At 62.1% G+C, this 16,662-nt stretch carries 13 protein-coding genes; 9 read left to right on the top strand and 4 right to left on the bottom strand.

Annotated elements, in window-relative coordinates:
* Nucleotides 1-2: 2 nt before the first annotated feature.
* The 3 genes from FX984_RS32270 to cobM all read left to right on the top strand — a co-directional run bounded on the left by FX984_RS32270 (nucleotide 3) and on the right by cobM (nucleotide 1,913).
* The gene (locus FX984_RS32270; protein WP_146477904.1) at nucleotides 3-707 is read left to right on the top strand and encodes a CbtA family protein; all 705 of its coding nucleotides are present in this window, start codon (nucleotides 3-5) and stop codon (nucleotides 705-707) included.
* Complete coding sequence (locus FX984_RS32275; protein ID WP_027606477.1) at nucleotides 704-1,096, top strand: cobalamin biosynthesis protein; 393 nt, start codon at nucleotides 704-706, stop codon at nucleotides 1,094-1,096. The genes FX984_RS32270 and FX984_RS32275 overlap by 4 nt, the downstream gene beginning before the upstream one ends.
* A 70-nt stretch (nucleotides 1,097-1,166) precedes the next feature.
* Complete coding sequence (gene cobM, locus FX984_RS32280; protein ID WP_092357809.1) at nucleotides 1,167-1,913, top strand: precorrin-4 C(11)-methyltransferase; 747 nt, start codon at nucleotides 1,167-1,169, stop codon at nucleotides 1,911-1,913.
* 441 nt (nucleotides 1,914-2,354) lie between these two features.
* Here the strand turns inward: cobM and nfuA are convergent, their stop codons facing one another.
* Entirely contained in the window at nucleotides 2,355-2,939 is a 585-nt protein-coding gene (gene nfuA, locus FX984_RS32285; RefSeq protein WP_027606479.1) for a Fe-S biogenesis protein NfuA, read from the bottom strand.
* Nucleotides 2,940-3,032: 93 nt separating this feature from the next.
* A complete protein-coding gene (locus FX984_RS32290; protein ID WP_146477902.1) occupies nucleotides 3,033-5,324 on the bottom strand; it encodes a fatty acid cis/trans isomerase in 2,292 nt (763 codons plus the stop codon).
* A gap of 165 nt (nucleotides 5,325-5,489) precedes the next feature.
* Between FX984_RS32290 and metH the strand changes: the two genes are divergently transcribed.
* Both metH and FX984_RS32300 read left to right on the top strand, forming a co-directional pair.
* On the top strand, nucleotides 5,490-9,200 hold the full coding sequence (gene metH, locus FX984_RS32295) for a methionine synthase (protein WP_146477900.1): 3,711 nt from the start codon (nucleotides 5,490-5,492) through the stop codon (nucleotides 9,198-9,200).
* Between the two features lie 52 nt (nucleotides 9,201-9,252).
* Nucleotides 9,253-9,471, top strand: coding sequence for a DUF2970 domain-containing protein (locus FX984_RS32300; protein WP_027606482.1), 219 nt, complete (start codon nucleotides 9,253-9,255; stop codon nucleotides 9,469-9,471).
* Here the strand turns inward: FX984_RS32300 and FX984_RS32305 are convergent.
* On the bottom strand, nucleotides 9,468-10,535 hold the full coding sequence (locus FX984_RS32305) for an ABC transporter substrate-binding protein (protein ID WP_146477898.1): 1,068 nt from the start codon (nucleotides 10,533-10,535) through the stop codon (nucleotides 9,468-9,470). The two genes, FX984_RS32300 and FX984_RS32305, sit on opposite strands and share 4 nt — an antisense overlap.
* 422 nt (nucleotides 10,536-10,957) lie before the next feature.
* Here FX984_RS32305 and FX984_RS32310 point away from each other — a divergent pair, with 422 nt between their 5' ends.
* Both FX984_RS32310 and FX984_RS32315 read left to right on the top strand, forming a co-directional pair.
* Nucleotides 10,958-12,616 (top strand): nitrite/sulfite reductase, encoded by a 1,659-nt coding sequence (locus tag FX984_RS32310; RefSeq protein ID WP_027606484.1) that lies wholly within the window; start codon nucleotides 10,958-10,960, stop codon nucleotides 12,614-12,616.
* Nucleotides 12,600-13,094 carry a DUF934 domain-containing protein gene (locus FX984_RS32315; protein WP_003235539.1) on the top strand — a complete coding sequence of 165 codons (495 nt, stop codon included), beginning with the start codon at nucleotides 12,600-12,602 and terminating at the stop codon, nucleotides 13,092-13,094. Before FX984_RS32310 ends, FX984_RS32315 begins: the two co-directional genes overlap by 17 nt.
* A 40-nt stretch (nucleotides 13,095-13,134) precedes the next feature.
* Here the strand turns inward: FX984_RS32315 and FX984_RS32320 are convergent, their stop codons facing one another.
* Nucleotides 13,135-13,539 carry a MerR family transcriptional regulator gene (locus tag FX984_RS32320; RefSeq protein WP_027606485.1) on the bottom strand — a complete coding sequence of 135 codons (405 nt, stop codon included), beginning with the start codon at nucleotides 13,537-13,539 and terminating at the stop codon, nucleotides 13,135-13,137.
* A 71-nt stretch (nucleotides 13,540-13,610) separates the two neighbouring features.
* Between FX984_RS32320 and FX984_RS32325 the strand changes: the two genes are divergently transcribed.
* Both FX984_RS32325 and poxB read left to right on the top strand, forming a co-directional pair.
* On the top strand, nucleotides 13,611-14,843 hold the full coding sequence (locus FX984_RS32325; protein WP_092357803.1) for an NADH:flavin oxidoreductase/NADH oxidase family protein: 1,233 nt from the start codon (nucleotides 13,611-13,613) through the stop codon (nucleotides 14,841-14,843).
* 77 nt (nucleotides 14,844-14,920) lie between these two features.
* Nucleotides 14,921-16,645, top strand: coding sequence for a ubiquinone-dependent pyruvate dehydrogenase (gene poxB / locus FX984_RS32330; protein WP_092357801.1), 1,725 nt, complete (start codon nucleotides 14,921-14,923; stop codon nucleotides 16,643-16,645).
* The last annotated feature ends 17 nt before the right edge of the window (nucleotides 16,646-16,662 follow it).

Consider the following 16,662-nt stretch of genomic DNA (forward strand, 5'->3'; position numbering starts at 1 on the left):
ACATGATCAAGCGTATTGCGCAAACCGCAGGGTTCACCGGCTTGCTGGCCGCCCTGCTGCTGACCCTGCTGCAAAGCTTCTGGGTCGCTCCGCTGATTCTGCAGGCGGAAACCTTTGAAAAAGCCCCGGCCGCGACCGAAGTCGTGCACGAGCACGCCGCTGGCGCCGCTGCACACTCCCACGACGCCGAAGCCTGGGAGCCCGAAGACGGCTGGCAGCGTGTGCTGTCGACCACCGGCGGCAACCTGGTGGTGGCCGTCGGCTTCGCCCTGATGCTGGCCGGCCTCTACACCCTGCGCGCACCGACCCGCACGGCCCAAGGCTTGCTGTGGGGCCTGGCCGGCTACGCGACTTTTGTGCTGGCGCCCACCCTGGGCCTGCCGCCGGAGCTGCCGGGCACTGCCGCCGCCGACCTGGCACAACGGCAGATCTGGTGGATCGGCACTGCTGCTTCCACGGCGGCCGGGATTGCGCTGATCGTGTTTGGTCGCAACTGGCTGCTGAAAGTCTTGGGCGCGGCGATCCTCGTGGTGCCGCATGTGATCGGTGCACCGCAGCCGGAAACCCATTCGATGCTGGCGCCGGAAGCCCTCGAAGCGCAGTTCAAGATCGCTTCGCAGTTGACCAACGTGGTGTTCTGGCTGGCCCTGGGCCTGATCAGCGCCTGGCTGTTCCGCCGCAACCGCGACGATCAATACTCGGCATGACCCTGGTGGTCGGCCTGGGTTGCCAGCGGGGTTGTGATGTAGACACCCTGCTGGGCCTGTTCGACAGCGCCCTGGCCGAGGGCGGGGTCGAGCGCCAGCGTGTCACCGCACTGGCCAGCATCGACCGTAAACAGAACGAGCCAGGGTTACTCGCCCTGGCCCGACTGCTCGACCTGCCCTTGCAGTGCTTCAGCGCCGGGCAACTGGCCGTTTACGAAGCCCGGCTGAGCCACAAATCGGCGGTCGCGTTTGCCCATACCGGCTGTTACGGCGTCGCCGAAAGTGCCGCCCTGGCCCTGGCCGAACAGCTCTGCGGCGGCCCTGCCCGCTTGTTGATCACCCGCCAGAAAACCGCCCAGGCCACCTTTGCATTGGCCTGCGCCGGCTAAAATCCCGATAATCGCCCTTCCCGATCATGAGCAATCTTCATGCTCGCCCGTTTTTCCACAGGAATTCTCCATGACCGTCTACTTCATCGGCGCCGGCCCCGGCGATCCGGAATTGATCACCGTCAAAGGCCAACGCCTGATCCGCAGTTGCCCGGTGATCATCTATGCCGGCTCACTGGTGCCGGCGGCGGTGCTGGAAGGTCATCAGGCGCAACAAGTGGTCAACAGCGCTGAACTGCACCTGGAACAGATTATCGAACTGATCAAGACCGCCCACGCTAATGGCCAAGACGTGGCACGGGTGCACTCCGGCGATCCGAGCCTGTATGGCGCGATTGGCGAGCAGATCCGTTATTTGCGTGAGTTGGGCATCCCCTTTCAGATCATTCCCGGCGTCACGGCGGTGGCCGCCTGCGCAGCGTTGCTGGAGACCGAACTGACCCTGCCGGACATCGCCCAAAGCGTGATCCTGACCCGCTACGCCGATAAAACCCGCATGCCGGCCGGAGAGGACTTCGACAGCCTGGCCCGCCATGGCACCACCATGGCGATTCATCTGGGGGTCAACCATTTGGAGAAGATCGTCGCCGAACTGCTGCCGCACTATGGCGCGGACTGCCCGATTGCCGTGGTGCACCGGGCGACATGGCCGGATCAGGATTGGGCGGTCGGCACGCTCAGCGATATTGCCGACAAAGTCGCCGCCAAGGGCTTTCGGCGTACGGCGTTGATTGTGGTGGGGCGAGTACTGGCGAGTGACAGTTTCAGTGAGTCGTCGTTGTATCGGGCGGGGCATGCGCACCTTTATCGGCCTTGATTATTTACTTTAAAAAATCAAAGCAATCCATTGATTTTAATAGCTAAACACAAAAAAATGTGGGACGGGGCTTGCCCCCGATGGCGGTGTGTCAGCCTGCTCATGAGTCGACTGAGGCACCGCTATCGGGGGCAAGCCCCCTCCCACATTTGACCTTACTTGTCAGGGAGATAGAGTCAACATTCGAAATTGATTTTTTAATTCACAAATCATCAGCAACACGCTGATTTAACTGAATAAATGCAAAAAAATGTGGGAGGGGGCTGGCCCCCGATGACGGTGTGTCAGCCTGCTCATGAGTCGACTGAGGCACCGCTATCGGGAGCAAGCCCCCTCCCACACTTAATCCTACTTGTTAGATAGATGGCATAACTGCTTGAATTTTAATAATAAAAAACGGCGCTCACGGGCGCCGTTTTTTGTTCGCAGTGAACGCCTTACTCAGTAGTAGGCGTTTTCTTTCTGCGTGTGGTCTGTCACGTCACGGACGCCCTTGAGCTCCGGAATACGCTCGAGCAAGGTCCGCTCGATGCCCTCGCGCAGGGTCACGTCTGCCTGGCCGCAGCCCTGGCAGCCGCCGCCGAACTTCAATACGGCAATGCCGTCATCGACGACGTCGATCAGGCTGACCTGACCGCCGTGGCTCGCGAGCCCCGGGTTGATCTCGGTTTGCAGGTAGTAGTTGATGCGCTCGTTGACCGGGCTGTCGGCATTGACATTAGGCACCTTGGCGTTGGGCGCCTTGATGGTCAATTGGCCGCCCATGCGGTCGGTGGCGTAGTCGACCACGGCATCGTCCAGGAAGGCTTCGCTGAAATTGTCGATATACGCGGTGAAGCTTTTCAGCCCCAGGGCGGTGTCTTCAGGTTTCTCTTCACCGGGCTTGCAGTAGGCGATGCACGTCTCGGCGTACTGGGTGCCAGGCTGGGTGATAAAGACGCGGATGCCGATTCCCGGGGTGTTCTGCTTGGACAGCAGGTCAGCCAGGTAATCGTGGGCGGCGTCGGTAATGGTTATGGCAGTCATGGAAACTCCTCACAGGCTTGCCGGCAGTTTACGCCAAAATATTACGCAGGTACAAAGTCCGAGTAATTTTGTCGGAAAAGACGTTCGCCTCTGTCAGAGGTTTTCATAACGGTTCATATCCAGCACCCCTTCTTCCACCGGCGTCGTCTCGCGGATGTACTGGGACAAATCGTGGAAATACTGCCAGAACAACGGGTGGCTGCGGCGCACACCCCAGCGGTCGACAATTTTCTCAAAGCGATTGGCGTCCTTGGCCCGCTCCATTTCGGCGACGAATTCGGGCACCTCCTGGGCAGGGATGTTGAACATGAAGTTCGGGTAACTGCTGAGCACTCCAGGGTAAAGGGTCAGCGTGTCCAGGCCCGGCTGATAGCGATAAGCCTCACCCAGCAGAAATGCCACGTTACTGTGGGCGCGATTGCGCAGCAGGCTGTAGACCACGCGCTTACCGCGGGCGGTTTCGACGCGCAGCATCGTCGCTTCAGGTAACTGGTCAATCACCTTGAGCCCCGCCGCCGGGCGTGAAGTCAGGCGGCTGAGCGCCTGTTCGGCGTCCTGCAGCGCCGGGTCGATACCGTCGCGCGAACAAAACGCGCCCCCGCAACGGTTGATCGGATCCGGGCTGGCATTCAGGTCACCGTAGCGGGCAAGCAACTGGTTGGCGAAGTCGCGCTTGGGGTCCTTTTTATCCAGGTGCAAGGCGGTAGGCGTGTCGTCGTCGATGGCTTCGTAATCCAGCCACAGCTTGATCTTGCCGCTGTTCTGGTACCAATCATCCATAAAGGCATCGCGGCTATTGGCCGGCATCAGGCGCAGGAAGTTCTGCTCGGCACCGTTGCGGATCAGGTCGAAGTACAGCCGGGTCTGGGCCTGGTGCGATACGTTGCCGAACACATCGAAATTGACCACCAGTTGGTAGTAGGTGCGTTCGAGCAACGGATAGTCGAACAACCACAGTGTCTGCGGGACTTCACCGATCAGGCCCTTATTGACCGAGGCGCTGTCGAAGTGGCGGAAGATGCTTAGCAGGGCATTGTCATTGCCGGCCCACAAGGTCGACCAACTGGGCGCCGGCAGCTCGGCATAGCTGTCTCGCCGCAGGGCTTCGTACTGGTTGCGCTTATCGCGGTATTCGAGCCACAGGCTGAGCACACTGCCCACGTCGTCATTCTGCCCTGGCATCGCCAGCAACGGCGTGGCCTGGCCGCGATAGCGGGCATCGGTGATGTACAGGTCGTGGTCGGGCGCCTGGAACAACGCCCAGAAATTGTCGCGGATCACGTCCGTGGCAATTTGCCCGCGGCACACCGGCCCGCGAATAAACGTGCGCACAAAGTATTCGGCGTTATCCAGCATGAACTGGTAACGCGCCTGGGCCGGAATCGCCTCGAACGTCTCGAAAGGGTTGGCCCGCCGGCCGGGACCGTAGCCGGGCAAGGCGCTGACCTGCCAGTCGCCGCTGTAGAACAGGGCTTTGACCCGCGCCATTTTTTCCGCGCTGAGGGGGTAGGTGATATGGGTCTTGTGGACGATCACCCCTTCCACCGGCCACAGACGGTAGTACACGCGGGTGCCGGGATCGTCATTGGGGCGGCGGGTATTGATCAGGTCAATCGGCTGGCCGCTGGGGGTACGCGAGCGCACCCACTGGAAGAAATGCCCAGGCTCACCGTCTTCGAAATACAGATGCGCAATGAACAGATGCTCGAACAACCAACGGGCCACCAGGCTTTCCCGTGCGCCGGGGGCGTTGAGCAGGTTCTCCCATTGCAGCACCTGTGCGGCTTCACGGGCGCTGGGGGCCACGCCCTGCTGGTCAATCGGTGCACCGGAGGCCAGCCAGCGCTGAAGGGTCTGGTACTGCTGGTCGCTCAGGCCGGTGACCGCCAACGGCATGCCCTCCTTGGGATGAGCACCGGCATAGGCGTTGAACTCGCCGGGTGTGGCGCACATGTTTTCGCGGTTCAGGCCCAATACGATCTCTTCGGGCAACCTGGCATTGGGCTTCAGCGCTGCGGTATGCCCCAGCTCCAGCATGCGCGCCATCAACGCGGCCTGGCTGCCCTGGGCGTCGAGTACCGAATAAAAGCCCTTCTGCTGCCAGGCCTGCTTGCCGAAGGCGTCATAGAACAAGCGCGTGGTGGGTGTGGCCTGGCTGCGCTCGCCGTCGTAGACCGGCACTTTGGTCGCACCGCGCGCCGCGCCCTCGGCACTGCCCAGGTTGAGCTGGCACGCGGAGTCATAGCACGCATGGCAGGCCACGCATTTCTCGGTGAAGATCGGCTGGATGTCGCGGGTATACGAGATCGCCGGAGCGGGACCTTCTGCCAGAGCGCTGCTGGCTATCAATGCCAGGACGGCGCTGACGATAAGACGAAGTGACATGTATCCGGTCCCGATTCAATGCGTGCGGTTTAAAGTGGCGGTGATTCTACCGGGCCATGCACCCGCTCAACATGAGCGATATTCATGCAAAACCCCGGCATGCCGCAAATCCGCACAGGTTTGTTATGATCCACGCCCTCCGTAATGCCTGACCAGAGTAGTCCCATGTCCGATCGTAGCGCTCGTCTGCAAGCCCTTCACCACGCCCTCAAGGAACGCATCCTGATCCTCGACGGCGGCATGGGCACGATGATCCAGAGCTATAAACTGGAAGAACACGACTACCGCGGCAAACGCTTCGCCGACTGGCCGAGCGACGTCAAGGGCAACAACGACCTGCTGGTGCTCACCCGCCCGGACGTGATCGGCGGGATCGAGAAGGCCTACCTGGATGCCGGTGCGGACATCCTCGAAACCAACACCTTCAACGCCACCCGCATCTCCATGGCCGACTACGGCATGGAAGAACTGGCCTATGAACTGAACGTCGAAGGCGCACGCCTGGCGCGCAGGATCGCCGATGCCAAGACCGCCGAGAACCCGGCCAAGCCGCGTTTCGTCGCCGGCGTCCTCGGCCCGACCAGCCGCACCTGCTCGCTGTCGCCCGATGTGAACAACCCCGGCTACCGCAACGTCACCTTCGATGAACTGGTGGAGAACTACACCGAGGCCACCAAGGGCCTGATCGAAGGCGGCGCCGACCTGATCCTGATCGAGACCATCTTCGACACCCTCAACGCCAAGGCCGCGATCTTCGCCGTGCAGGGTGTGTTCGAAGCACTCGGTATCGAATTGCCGATCATGATCTCCGGCACCATCACCGACGCCTCCGGCCGCACCCTGTCGGGCCAGACCACCGAAGCCTTCTGGAACTCGGTGGCCCACGCCAAGCCGATTTCCGTGGGCCTGAACTGCGCCCTCGGCGCCAGCGAGCTGCGCCCGTACCTGGAAGAGCTGTCCAACAAAGCCAACACCCATGTGTCCGCGCACCCCAACGCCGGCCTGCCCAATGAATTCGGCGAGTACGACGAATTGCCGTCGGAAACCGCCAAGGTCATCGAAGAGTTCGCCCAGAGCGGCTTCCTCAATATCGTCGGCGGCTGCTGCGGCACCACCCCGGGCCATATCGAAGCCATCGCCAAGGCCGTGGCCGGCTACGCGCCGCGCACCATCCCGGACATCCCCAAGGCTTGCCGCCTGTCGGGCCTGGAGCCGTTCACCATTGATCGCAGCTCGTTGTTCGTCAACGTCGGCGAGCGCACCAACATCACCGGTTCTGCGCGTTTCGCCCGCCTGATCCGCGAGGACAACTACACCGAAGCCCTGGAAGTCGCCCTGCAACAGGTGGAAGCCGGCGCCCAGGTGATCGACATCAACATGGACGAGGGCATGCTCGATTCGAAGAAGGCCATGGTGACCTTCCTCAATCTGATTGCCGGCGAGCCGGACATCTCCCGCGTACCGATCATGATCGACTCCTCCAAGTGGGAAGTGATCGAAGCCGGCCTCAAGTGCATCCAGGGCAAGGGCATCGTCAACTCCATCAGCATGAAGGAAGGCGTCGAGCAGTTCATTCATCACGCCAAGCTGTGCAAGCGCTACGGCGCCGCCGTGGTGGTGATGGCCTTCGACGAGGCCGGCCAGGCCGACACCGAAGCGCGCAAGAAGGAAATCTGCAAGCGCTCCTACGACATCCTGGTGGATGAAGTCGGCTTCCCACCGGAAGACATCATCTTCGACCCGAACATCTTCGCAGTCGCCACCGGCATCGAAGAGCACAACAACTACGCCGTCGATTTCATCAACGCCTGTGCCTATATCCGCGACGAGCTGCCGTATGCGCTGACCTCCGGTGGCGTGTCCAACGTGTCGTTCTCGTTCCGCGGCAACAACCCGGTGCGGGAGGCGATCCACTCGGTGTTCCTGCTGTATGCGATCCGCAACGGCCTGACCATGGGCATCGTCAACGCCGGCCAGCTGGAGATCTATGACCAGATCCCGGCCGAGCTGCGCGATGCCGTGGAAGACGTGGTGCTCAACCGCACCCCGGAAGGCACCGACGCCCTCCTCGCCATCGCCGACAAGTACAAGGGCGACGGCAGCGTAAAAGAAGCCGAGACCGAAGAGTGGCGCGGCTGGCCGGTCAACAAGCGCCTGGAACACGCGCTGGTCAAGGGCATCACCACCCACATCGTCGAAGACACCGAAGAATCGCGGCAGTCGTTCGCCCGCCCGATCGAAGTGATCGAAGGCCCGCTGATGTCCGGCATGAACATCGTTGGCGACCTGTTCGGCGCCGGCAAGATGTTCCTGCCCCAGGTGGTGAAATCCGCCCGCGTGATGAAGCAGGCCGTGGCCCACTTGATCCCGTTCATCGAGCTGGAAAAAGGCGACAAGCCGGAAGCCAAGGGCAAGATCCTGATGGCCACGGTGAAGGGCGACGTGCATGACATCGGCAAGAACATCGTCGGCGTGGTACTCGGCTGCAACGGCTATGACATCGTCGACCTCGGCGTGATGGTGCCGGCGGAGAAGATCCTGCAGGTGGCCAAGGAGCAGAAGTGCGACATTATCGGGCTGTCCGGCCTGATCACGCCGTCCCTGGACGAGATGGTGCATGTGGCCCGCGAGATGCAGCGCCAGGACTTCCACCTGCCGCTGATGATCGGCGGCGCGACCACCTCCAAGGCGCACACGGCGGTGAAGATCGAGCCCAAGTACAGCAACGACGCGGTGATCTACGTCACCGACGCCTCCCGTGCGGTGGGCGTGGCCACGCAGTTGCTGTCCAAGGAATTGAAGGCCGGCTTCGTCGAGAAGACCCGCCTGGAATACATCGACGTGCGTGAACGCACCTCCAACCGCAGCGCGCGCACCGAGCGCCTGAGCTACCCGGCGGCCATCGCCAAGAAGCCGCAGTTCGACTGGAACAGCTACACGCCGGTCAAGCCCACCTTCACCGGTTCCAGGGTGCTGGACAATATCGACCTCAACGTCCTGGCCGAGTACATCGATTGGACCCCGTTCTTTATCTCCTGGGACCTGGCCGGCAAGTTCCCGCGCATCCTGACCGATGAAGTGGTGGGTGAAGCCGCCACCGCGCTGTACGCCGACGCACAGGAAATGCTCAGGAAACTGATCGACGAAAAACTCATCAGCGCCCGCGCGGTGTTCGGTTTCTGGCCGACCAACCAGGTGCAGGACGATGACCTGGAAGTCTACGGTGAAGACGGCCAGCCGATTGCCAGGCTGCACCACCTGCGCCAGCAGATCATCAAGACCGACGGCAAGCCGAACTTCTCCCTGGCCGACTTCGTCGCGCCCAAGGACAGCGGCGTGACCGACTACATCGGGGGCTTCATCACCACCGCCGGCATCGGCGCCGAGGAAGTGGCCAAGGCCTACCAGGACGCGGGCGACGACTACAACTCGATCATGGTCAAGGCCCTGGCCGACCGCCTGGCCGAGGCCTGTGCCGAGTGGCTGCACCAGCAGGTGCGCAAGGAACACTGGGGCTACGCCAAGGACGAGCAACTGGACAACGAAGCGCTGATCAAGGAGCAGTACAGCGGTATCCGCCCTGCCCCCGGTTACCCGGCGTGCCCGGACCACACCGAGAAAGCCCAGTTGTTCCAACTGCTCGACCCCGAGGCCCGCGAAATGCACGCTGGGCGCAGCGGCGTGTTCCTCACCGAGCACTACGCGATGTTCCCGGCGGCGGCGGTCAGCGGCTGGTACTTCGCCCACCCGCAGGCGCAGTACTTTGCCGTGGGCAAGGTCGACAAGGACCAGGTGACCAGCTACACCGCGCGCAAGGGCCAGGACCTGGCCGTGACCGAGCGCTGGCTGGCGCCGAACCTGGGCTACGACAACTAAGCCGGCCTGGATTGTCTATGCTGTCCCTCACACACCTTGTGTCGAGGGATGTATGGACGATCCGGTCAACAACAAGCCGCCGACCTTCTGGCAGATGCTCCACAGCGTCATGGCCGCCGCCTTTGGCGTGCAGAGCGGCAAGAATCGCGCCCGCGACTTCACCCACGGCAAGCCCAGCCACTTCGTGATCCTGGGCATTCTGTTCACGGCGGTGTTCGCCTTGACGCTGTTCGGCATCGTCAAGCTGGTGCTGCACCTGGCCGGCGTCTAGCGCAACAGCAGGTGCAGGCTGAACGGGTAACGGTAGGACACGGACTTGCCCTGGGCGGACAACGCGCGGAAATCCACCGAGGGTGTCGGCCCCAACAAGCGCCGCGCCTGGCCGGCATCGATCAATTGGAATAGCGCCAACTGCCGGTCGCGTCCGCCATAGGCGCCAATGTCCAGGCCCTTGGCATCGTCATGGACCAACACCATGGCCCAGCCGCCCACGGTGAAATGCCCGGCGACCAGGGACGACAAGCGTCCATCCAGGCGTGCCTGCAGGATCTCCGGCGAGCTGTTGAGCGCGCTGAACAGCACGTCCCTGCCCGGTAACCGCCCACTGCCCTGCAGCGCCTGCATGGCGCCCAGCGCCATCTGATCGTTGGCCGACCACACCAACGCCGTCTGCGGGTAGCGCTTGAACAGTTGCTTCGCTTGTTCGAAGGCGCGTTCGCGGTTCCATTCGCCGTAGACCAACTGACGCAGGCGCACCTCGGGATGCTCGGCCAGCGCCCGACGCATGCCGCGCTCACGCAATTGCGCCCCCGGGGTGGACTTGGTCCCGGAAAACGCCAACAGGTCGAGGGGCTCGCCCGGCGCAACCGGACCGTGCTGGCGCAACAGATCACGGAGCATCAGGTAGCCAGCCTGTTCATCGTCAGCCACCAGGCTGCCGATCAAACGGATGCCACGGCGGGTTCCCAGCAATTGCGCCTGATCGGAGGTCAGCGCGCTGTTCACCAGCAGCAGCTTGACGCCACTTCCCTCGGCCATGCGCAGGATCTGCGGTGCAACGTACTGCTCATTCACCAGCACCAGGTAATCAGGCCGCTGGCTGCCTTGCAGCACCTCACGCGCCTGGGCCAGCGTGTTGCCGGCATCACGCTCGCCATAACGCACGCGCAAGTCCAGGCCGAGGTCCTTGGCGGCGGCCTGCATGAATTGCGCATAGCTGACCCAGAAGGTTTCCGTCGACATGCCCGGATTGAGAAACACCACCGACGTTGCATGAGCCATCGCCCCACACGTCGATCCCAGCAACCAGACACACGTAATCAACACCTTCAACATGGATGCTTGAGCCTCGAAAATAGGCCGCCATGATAGTGGCAATGCCTGAACCAATCGAGGCTCAATCAACGTCCTTTATTGGTGGCTGACCCAGAATACGGCCGTTCCCACCACCAGAATGATCAGGAACAGAATGGCCCAGGCATCAACGGTACTGTCAGGTTTACGGGCTTTGGTCGGATTGCTCATTGCATCGCCTCTTGTCGGTTTTATAGGTGATTGCACTCAAACACGCTCACAGTAAAGTTCACGATTGCCCGCATGACAAATGTGGGTATCACGATAACCCTTCTCATTAGTCATTTTGGTTATGTGCATATACTCAAACATCACTTTTGCGCATAAACGCAAACTGGTATCGTGCGCCGGCTCCGTTGGGAGTGCGCGGCCGTGCGCGCAGATTTGCCGAGAACAGGACCTATATGTACGTATACGACGAATACGATCAGCGCATCATCGAGGACCGCGTCAAGCAGTTCCGTGATCAGACCCGACGCTACCTAGCAGGTGAACTGAGCGAAGAAGAGTTCCGCCCTCTGCGCCTGCAAAATGGCCTTTATGTCCAGCGCTTTGCGCCGATGCTGCGGGTGGCCGTGCCTTATGGCCAACTGACTTCGCGCCAGACCCGCATGATGGCCAAGATTGCCCGCGACTTCGACAAAGGCTATGCCCACATCAGTACCCGCCAGAACGTGCAGTTCAACTGGCCGGCCCTGGAAGATGTGCCGGACATCCTGGCTGAACTGGCCACCGTGCAGATGCACGCCATCCAGACCAGCGGTAACTGCCTGCGCAACGTGACCACCGACCAATTCGCCGGGGTTGCCGCCGACGAGCTGATCGACCCACGCCCGTGGTGTGAAATCGTCCGCCAGTGGACCACCTTCCACCCCGAATTCGCCTACCTGCCGCGCAAGTTCAAGATCGCCATCAATGGCTCGACCTCGGACCGTGCCGCCATCGAAGTACACGATATCGGCCTGGAGCCGGTGTACAACGCGGCCGGCGAGCTGGGTTTCCGTGTCCTGGTGGGTGGCGGCCTGGGCCGTACCCCGGTGGTGGGTGCGTTCATCAACGAGTTCCTGCCATGGCAGGACCTGCTGAGCTACCTCGACGCCATCCTGCGCGTCTACAACCGCTACGGCCGTCGTGACAACAAATACAAGGCGCGGATCAAGATCCTCGTCAAGGCGCTGACCCCTGAGGTGTTCGCCCAGAAAGTCGACGCCGAGATGGAGCACCTGCGCGGCGGCCAGACCACCCTGACCGAAGCCGAAGTGCACCGTGTGGCCAAGCACTTCGTCGATCCCGAGTACAAGGCCCTGGGCAACCAGGATGCCGAGCTCGCAGCGCTCGACCAGCAGCACCCAGGCTTCGCCCGCTGGCGCACCCGCAACACCCTGGCGCACAAAAAGCCGGGCTATGTGGCGGTGACCCTGTCGCTGAAACCGACCGGTGTTGCACCGGGTGACATCACCGACAAGCAGCTGGACGCCGTCGCCGACCTGGCCGAGCGCTACAGCTTTGGCCAACTACGCACCTCCCACGAGCAGAACATCATCCTCGCGGACGTTGAGCAGAGCCAACTGTTCACCCTGTGGGGCGAACTGCGCGAAGGCGGTTTCGCCACGCCGAACATCGGCCTGCTGACCGACATCATCTGCTGCCCGGGCGGCGATTTCTGCTCCCTGGCCAACGCCAAGTCGATCCCGATCGCCGAATCGATCCAGCGCCGTTTCGACGACCTGGACTACCTGTTCGACATCGGCGAGCTGGACCTGAACATCTCCGGTTGCATGAACGCCTGTGGTCACCACCACGTCGGCCACATCGGCATCCTGGGCGTGGACAAGAAAGGCGAAGAATTCTACCAAGTGTCCCTGGGTGGCAGCGCCAGCCGCGATGCGAGCCTGGGCAAGATCCTCGGCCCGTCCTTCGCCCAGGAAGCCATGCCCGAGGTGATCGGCAAGCTGATCGACGTGTACATCGAACAGCGCACCGAAGATGAGCGTTTCATCGACACCTACCAGCGCATCGGCATTGACCTGTTCAAGGAGCGCGTCTATGCAGCGAATCATTAAGAACAACGAAGTCCTCGACGAAACCTGGCACCTGCTGCCCAAGGATGCGAGCTTCGACGGCATCTCCAACTGCGACGACCTGATCGTGCCGCTGGCGCTGTGGCGCGAACACGGCCACGCGCTCAAGGCCCGCGACGGCGGCCTGGGTGTGTGGCTGGACGCCGATGAAGAAGCCGAAGAGATCGGCGCTGACGTGGAGCACTTCCAGGTCATCGCCCTGAACTTCCCGGCCTTCACCGACGGTCGCAACTATTCCAACGCACGCCTGCTGCGTGACCGCTACGGTTACAAAGGCGAGCTGCGGGCCATTGGCGACGTGCTGCGCGACCAGTTGTTCTACCTGCGCCGTTGCGGGTTCGATGCCTTCGCCTTGCGCGCCGACAAAGACCCGTACGAAGCACTGGAAAGCCTCAAGGACTTCTCGGTGACGTACCAGGCTGCAACGGATGAACCGCTGCCGCTGTTCCGTCGTCGCTGAGTCTGCACAAATGAAAAAGCCTTGGCATGCCAGGGCTTTTTTATGAGTTGAGCTTGATCGACGCTAGCACCTGCTTCTGCCCCATCGAACACGGCACACCTTCCGGTTGCGCGCGTACCGCGTCGATCACCCCGACTAACTGCGCCTTGCTGTGCGCCAGTTGCGCCTGCATCGCTTCAATCTGCTCGACCTTGCGCTCGAGCGCCTCGATCAGCTCGGCGCGCTTGTGCTCGCCGGGGGCCGGCATCAGCGCCTTGAGTTCCTGCAAGGTGAAACCGGCCTGCTGCGCGCTCTGAATCAAGCGCAGCGTCTGCAAGGCCTCCGGTGCATAACGGCGATAGCCATTGGCCTGACGCCCCACCTGACTGATCAGCCCTTCGGCTTCATAGAAGCGGATACGCGACGCCGCCAGCCCGCTCTGTTTTGCCAGCTCTCCAATATTCATCAAAACGCCTGCTTGACATTAAAGTTAACTTTAAGCTTAGCCTGAGGCCTCCCCTGCTCAGGAGTCAACCCATGTCACCCTTTGAACCCTTGCAACTGCCCAATGGCCAGGTCCTCGCCAACCGTATCGCCAAGGCGGCGATGGAAGAAAACATGGCGGATGCGCAACAGGCGCCCTCCCGCGAATTGAAGCAGTTGTACAAGACCTGGGCGGACGGCGAGCCCGGCCTGCTGCTGACCGGCAATGTGATGATCGACCGCCGCGCCATGACCGGTCCCGGCGGCGTTGCCCTCGAAGACGAACAGCACCTGGACAGCTTTCGCGAGTGGGCCGCCGTGGCCCGCGACAAGGGCGTGCACTTTTGGGTACAGCTCAGCCATCCGGGTCGCCAGACCATGGCCAACCTCGGCCAGCAGGCCCTGGCGCCCTCCGCGATTGCACTGGACCTCGGCGGCTTTTCGAAGATGTTCGCCAAGCCCAGGGCCATGACCGAAGACGACATTCAAGACGTGATCAAACGCTTCGCCACCAGCGCACGCCTGGCCGAGAAAGCCGGGTTCACCGGGGTGCAGATCCACGGCGCGCACGGCTACCTGCTCAGCCAGTTTCTCTCCCCACTCAGCAACCAACGCACTGACCGTTGGGGCGGCCCCCTGGAAAACCGCGCACGCCTGCTGCTGGAAGTGATCCACGCCGTGCGTGCCAGCGTCAGTCCTTCATTCTGTGTGGCGGTCAAACTCAACTCGGCCGACTTCCAGCGCGGCGGCTTCGACGCCAACGACGCGCGCGCCGTGGTCGAGCTGCTCAACCCGCTGCCCATCGACCTGCTGGAATTATCCGGCGGCAGCTACGAAGCCCCGGCCATGCAAGGCGAAGCACGGGACGGCCGCACCCTGGCCCGCGAAGCGTATTTCCTGGAGTTCGCCAAGGAACTGGCGACCATCGCCAAGATGCCGCTGATGGTCACCGGCGGCATTCGCCGCCTGCCCATCGTGCAACAAGTGCTGGACAGCGGTATCGCCATGGCCGGCATCGCTACCGCCCTGACCCTGGAACCGCAACTGATCAAGCACTGGCACGAGGGTCGCGACCTCAACCCGCAACTCAAGCCGATCAGTTGGAAACGCAAACCCTTGGCCGCCCTCGCCACCCTGGCCGTGGTGCGGGACCAGATGCGCCGCCTGAGTCGTGGCCGACTGCCTAAACCCAATGTCGTGCCATGGCTGGCGCTGGCGTGTGACCAATGGTTTATCGCTCGGCGCACCCGGCAATACCGCGCAACCATGACGCAATCTTCACATTAAAAGCGGAGCATTCGCCGTGATCGAACTGTCCCCTATTGATCAGCAGCTTTTAACCTCACTGACGATTGGAGTTCTTCATGGCGAAAATCAACCTGGCCCAGCAATTGGCGACCACCCTTGAACAGGCGGGCATCAAGCGTATCTGGGGCCTGACCGGCGACAGCCTCAACGGCCTCACCGACGCCCTGCGTACCATGGACAGCATCGAGTGGATGCATGTACGTCACGAAGAAGTCGCCGCCTTCGCTGCCGGTGCCGAAGCTGCAGCCACTGGCGAACTGACCGTATGCGCTGGCAGCTGCGGGCCGGGCAACCTGCACTTGATCAATGGCCTGTTCGATTGCCATCGCAACCATGTGCCGGTGCTGGCGATTGCCGCACAAATCCCCTCCTCCGAGATCGGCCTGAATTACTTCCAGGAGACTCATCCCCAGGAACTGTTCAAGGAGTGCAGCCACTTTATCGAGCTGGTCACCAACCCCGAACAGATGCCGCACGTGCTGCACCGCGCCATGCGTTCGGCGATCCTCAACCGCGGCGTGGCGGTGGTGGTGATTCCGGGGGACGTATCGTTGCTGGAAGTCGAAGACAAGCTCAAGCCCTGGCCGGCCCTGCACACACCGCGTACCCTGCCGGCGGAACAGGACCTGCAACGACTGACCGAGATCCTTGAAAGCAGCAAGAAGGTCACCCTGCTGTGCGGCAGTGGCTGCGCCGGTGCCCACGATCAAGTGGTCGCCCTGGCCGACACGCTGGGGGCTCCGGTGGTGCACGCCCTGCGCGGCAAGGAGCATGTGGAATGGGACAACCCATTTGATGTGGGCATGACCGGCCTGATCGGCTTCAGCTCCGGTTACCACGCCATGCTCGACTGCGACACGCTGATCATGCTCGGCACGGACTTTCCGTACCGCCAGTTCTACCCCACCGATGCCAAAATCATCCAGGTCGACCGCAACCCGCAGGCCCTGGGCCGTCGCGCCACGCTGGACCTGGGCATCGCTGCCGATGTGAGCGAGACCCTCGACGCGCTGCTGCCGCGCCTGACCCGCAAGACCGACCGCAGCTTCCTCGAGACCTCGCTGAAGCACTACGAAAAAGCCCGCCAAGGCCTGGACGACCTGGCGCAACCGTCAAAGGCCAACCGGCCGATCCACCCGCAATACGTGGCGCGCCTGCTCAGCGAACTGGCGGACGACGATGCAATCTTCACCGCCGACGTGGGCTCGCCGACCGTGTGGGCGGCGCGCTACCTGAAGATGAATGGCAAGCGTCGCCTGATCGGTTCGTTCAACCACGGCTCCATGGCCAATGCCATGCCCCAGGCGATCGGTGCCCAGGCGGCCTTTCCTGGGCGCCAGGTGATCTCAATGTCCGGCGACGGCGGGTTTGCCATGCTGATGGGGGATTTCATTTCACTGGCGCAGTTGAACCTGCCCGTCAAAGTCATCGTGTTCGATAACTCGTCCCTGGGCTTTGTCGCCATGGAAATGAAGGCTGCGGGCTATCTGGATGCCGGCACCGAGCTGAAAAACCCGGACTTCGCCGCCATGTCCAACGCCATGGGCATCCTCGGCATTCGCGTGGAGCAATCCGAAGACCTGGAACCGGCCCTGCGCCGCGCCCTGGCCCACAATGGCCCGGTGCTGGTGGATGTGGTGACGGCCACCCAGGAATTGGTGATGCCGCCGAGCATCAAGCTGGAACAGGCCAAGGGGTTCAGCCTGTACATGCTCAAGGCGGTGATGAGTGGGCGTGGAGATGAAGTGATCGAGTTGGCGCGGACTAACTGGTTGCGCTGATACAACACTGAGGGAGC

Source organism: Pseudomonas marginalis (assembly GCF_008692035.1).
Taxonomy (GTDB): Bacteria; Pseudomonadota; Gammaproteobacteria; order Pseudomonadales; family Pseudomonadaceae; genus Aquipseudomonas; species Aquipseudomonas marginalis.

Coding starts and splice junctions, on each gene's coding strand:
- FX984_RS32320 (WP_027606485.1), bottom strand. CDS start 13,539: ATGAATATTGGAGAGCTGGCAAAACAGAGCGGGCTGGCGGCGTCGCGT.
- FX984_RS32315 (WP_003235539.1), top strand. CDS start 12,600: ATGCAGCGAATCATTAAGAACAACGAAGTCCTCGACGAAACCTGGCAC.
- FX984_RS32270 (WP_146477904.1), top strand. CDS start 3: ATGATCAAGCGTATTGCGCAAACCGCAGGGTTCACCGGCTTGCTGGCC.
- nfuA (WP_027606479.1), bottom strand. CDS start 2,939: ATGACTGCCATAACCATTACCGACGCCGCCCACGATTACCTGGCTGAC.
- cobM (WP_092357809.1), top strand. CDS start 1,167: ATGACCGTCTACTTCATCGGCGCCGGCCCCGGCGATCCGGAATTGATC.
- poxB (WP_092357801.1), top strand. CDS start 14,921: ATGGCGAAAATCAACCTGGCCCAGCAATTGGCGACCACCCTTGAACAG.
- FX984_RS32305 (WP_146477898.1), bottom strand. CDS start 10,535: ATGTTGAAGGTGTTGATTACGTGTGTCTGGTTGCTGGGATCGACGTGT.
- metH (WP_146477900.1), top strand. CDS start 5,490: ATGTCCGATCGTAGCGCTCGTCTGCAAGCCCTTCACCACGCCCTCAAG.
- FX984_RS32290 (WP_146477902.1), bottom strand. CDS start 5,324: ATGTCACTTCGTCTTATCGTCAGCGCCGTCCTGGCATTGATAGCCAGC.
- FX984_RS32310 (WP_027606484.1), top strand. CDS start 10,958: ATGTACGTATACGACGAATACGATCAGCGCATCATCGAGGACCGCGTC.
- FX984_RS32275 (WP_027606477.1), top strand. CDS start 704: ATGACCCTGGTGGTCGGCCTGGGTTGCCAGCGGGGTTGTGATGTAGAC.
- FX984_RS32325 (WP_092357803.1), top strand. CDS start 13,611: ATGTCACCCTTTGAACCCTTGCAACTGCCCAATGGCCAGGTCCTCGCC.
- FX984_RS32300 (WP_027606482.1), top strand. CDS start 9,253: ATGGACGATCCGGTCAACAACAAGCCGCCGACCTTCTGGCAGATGCTC.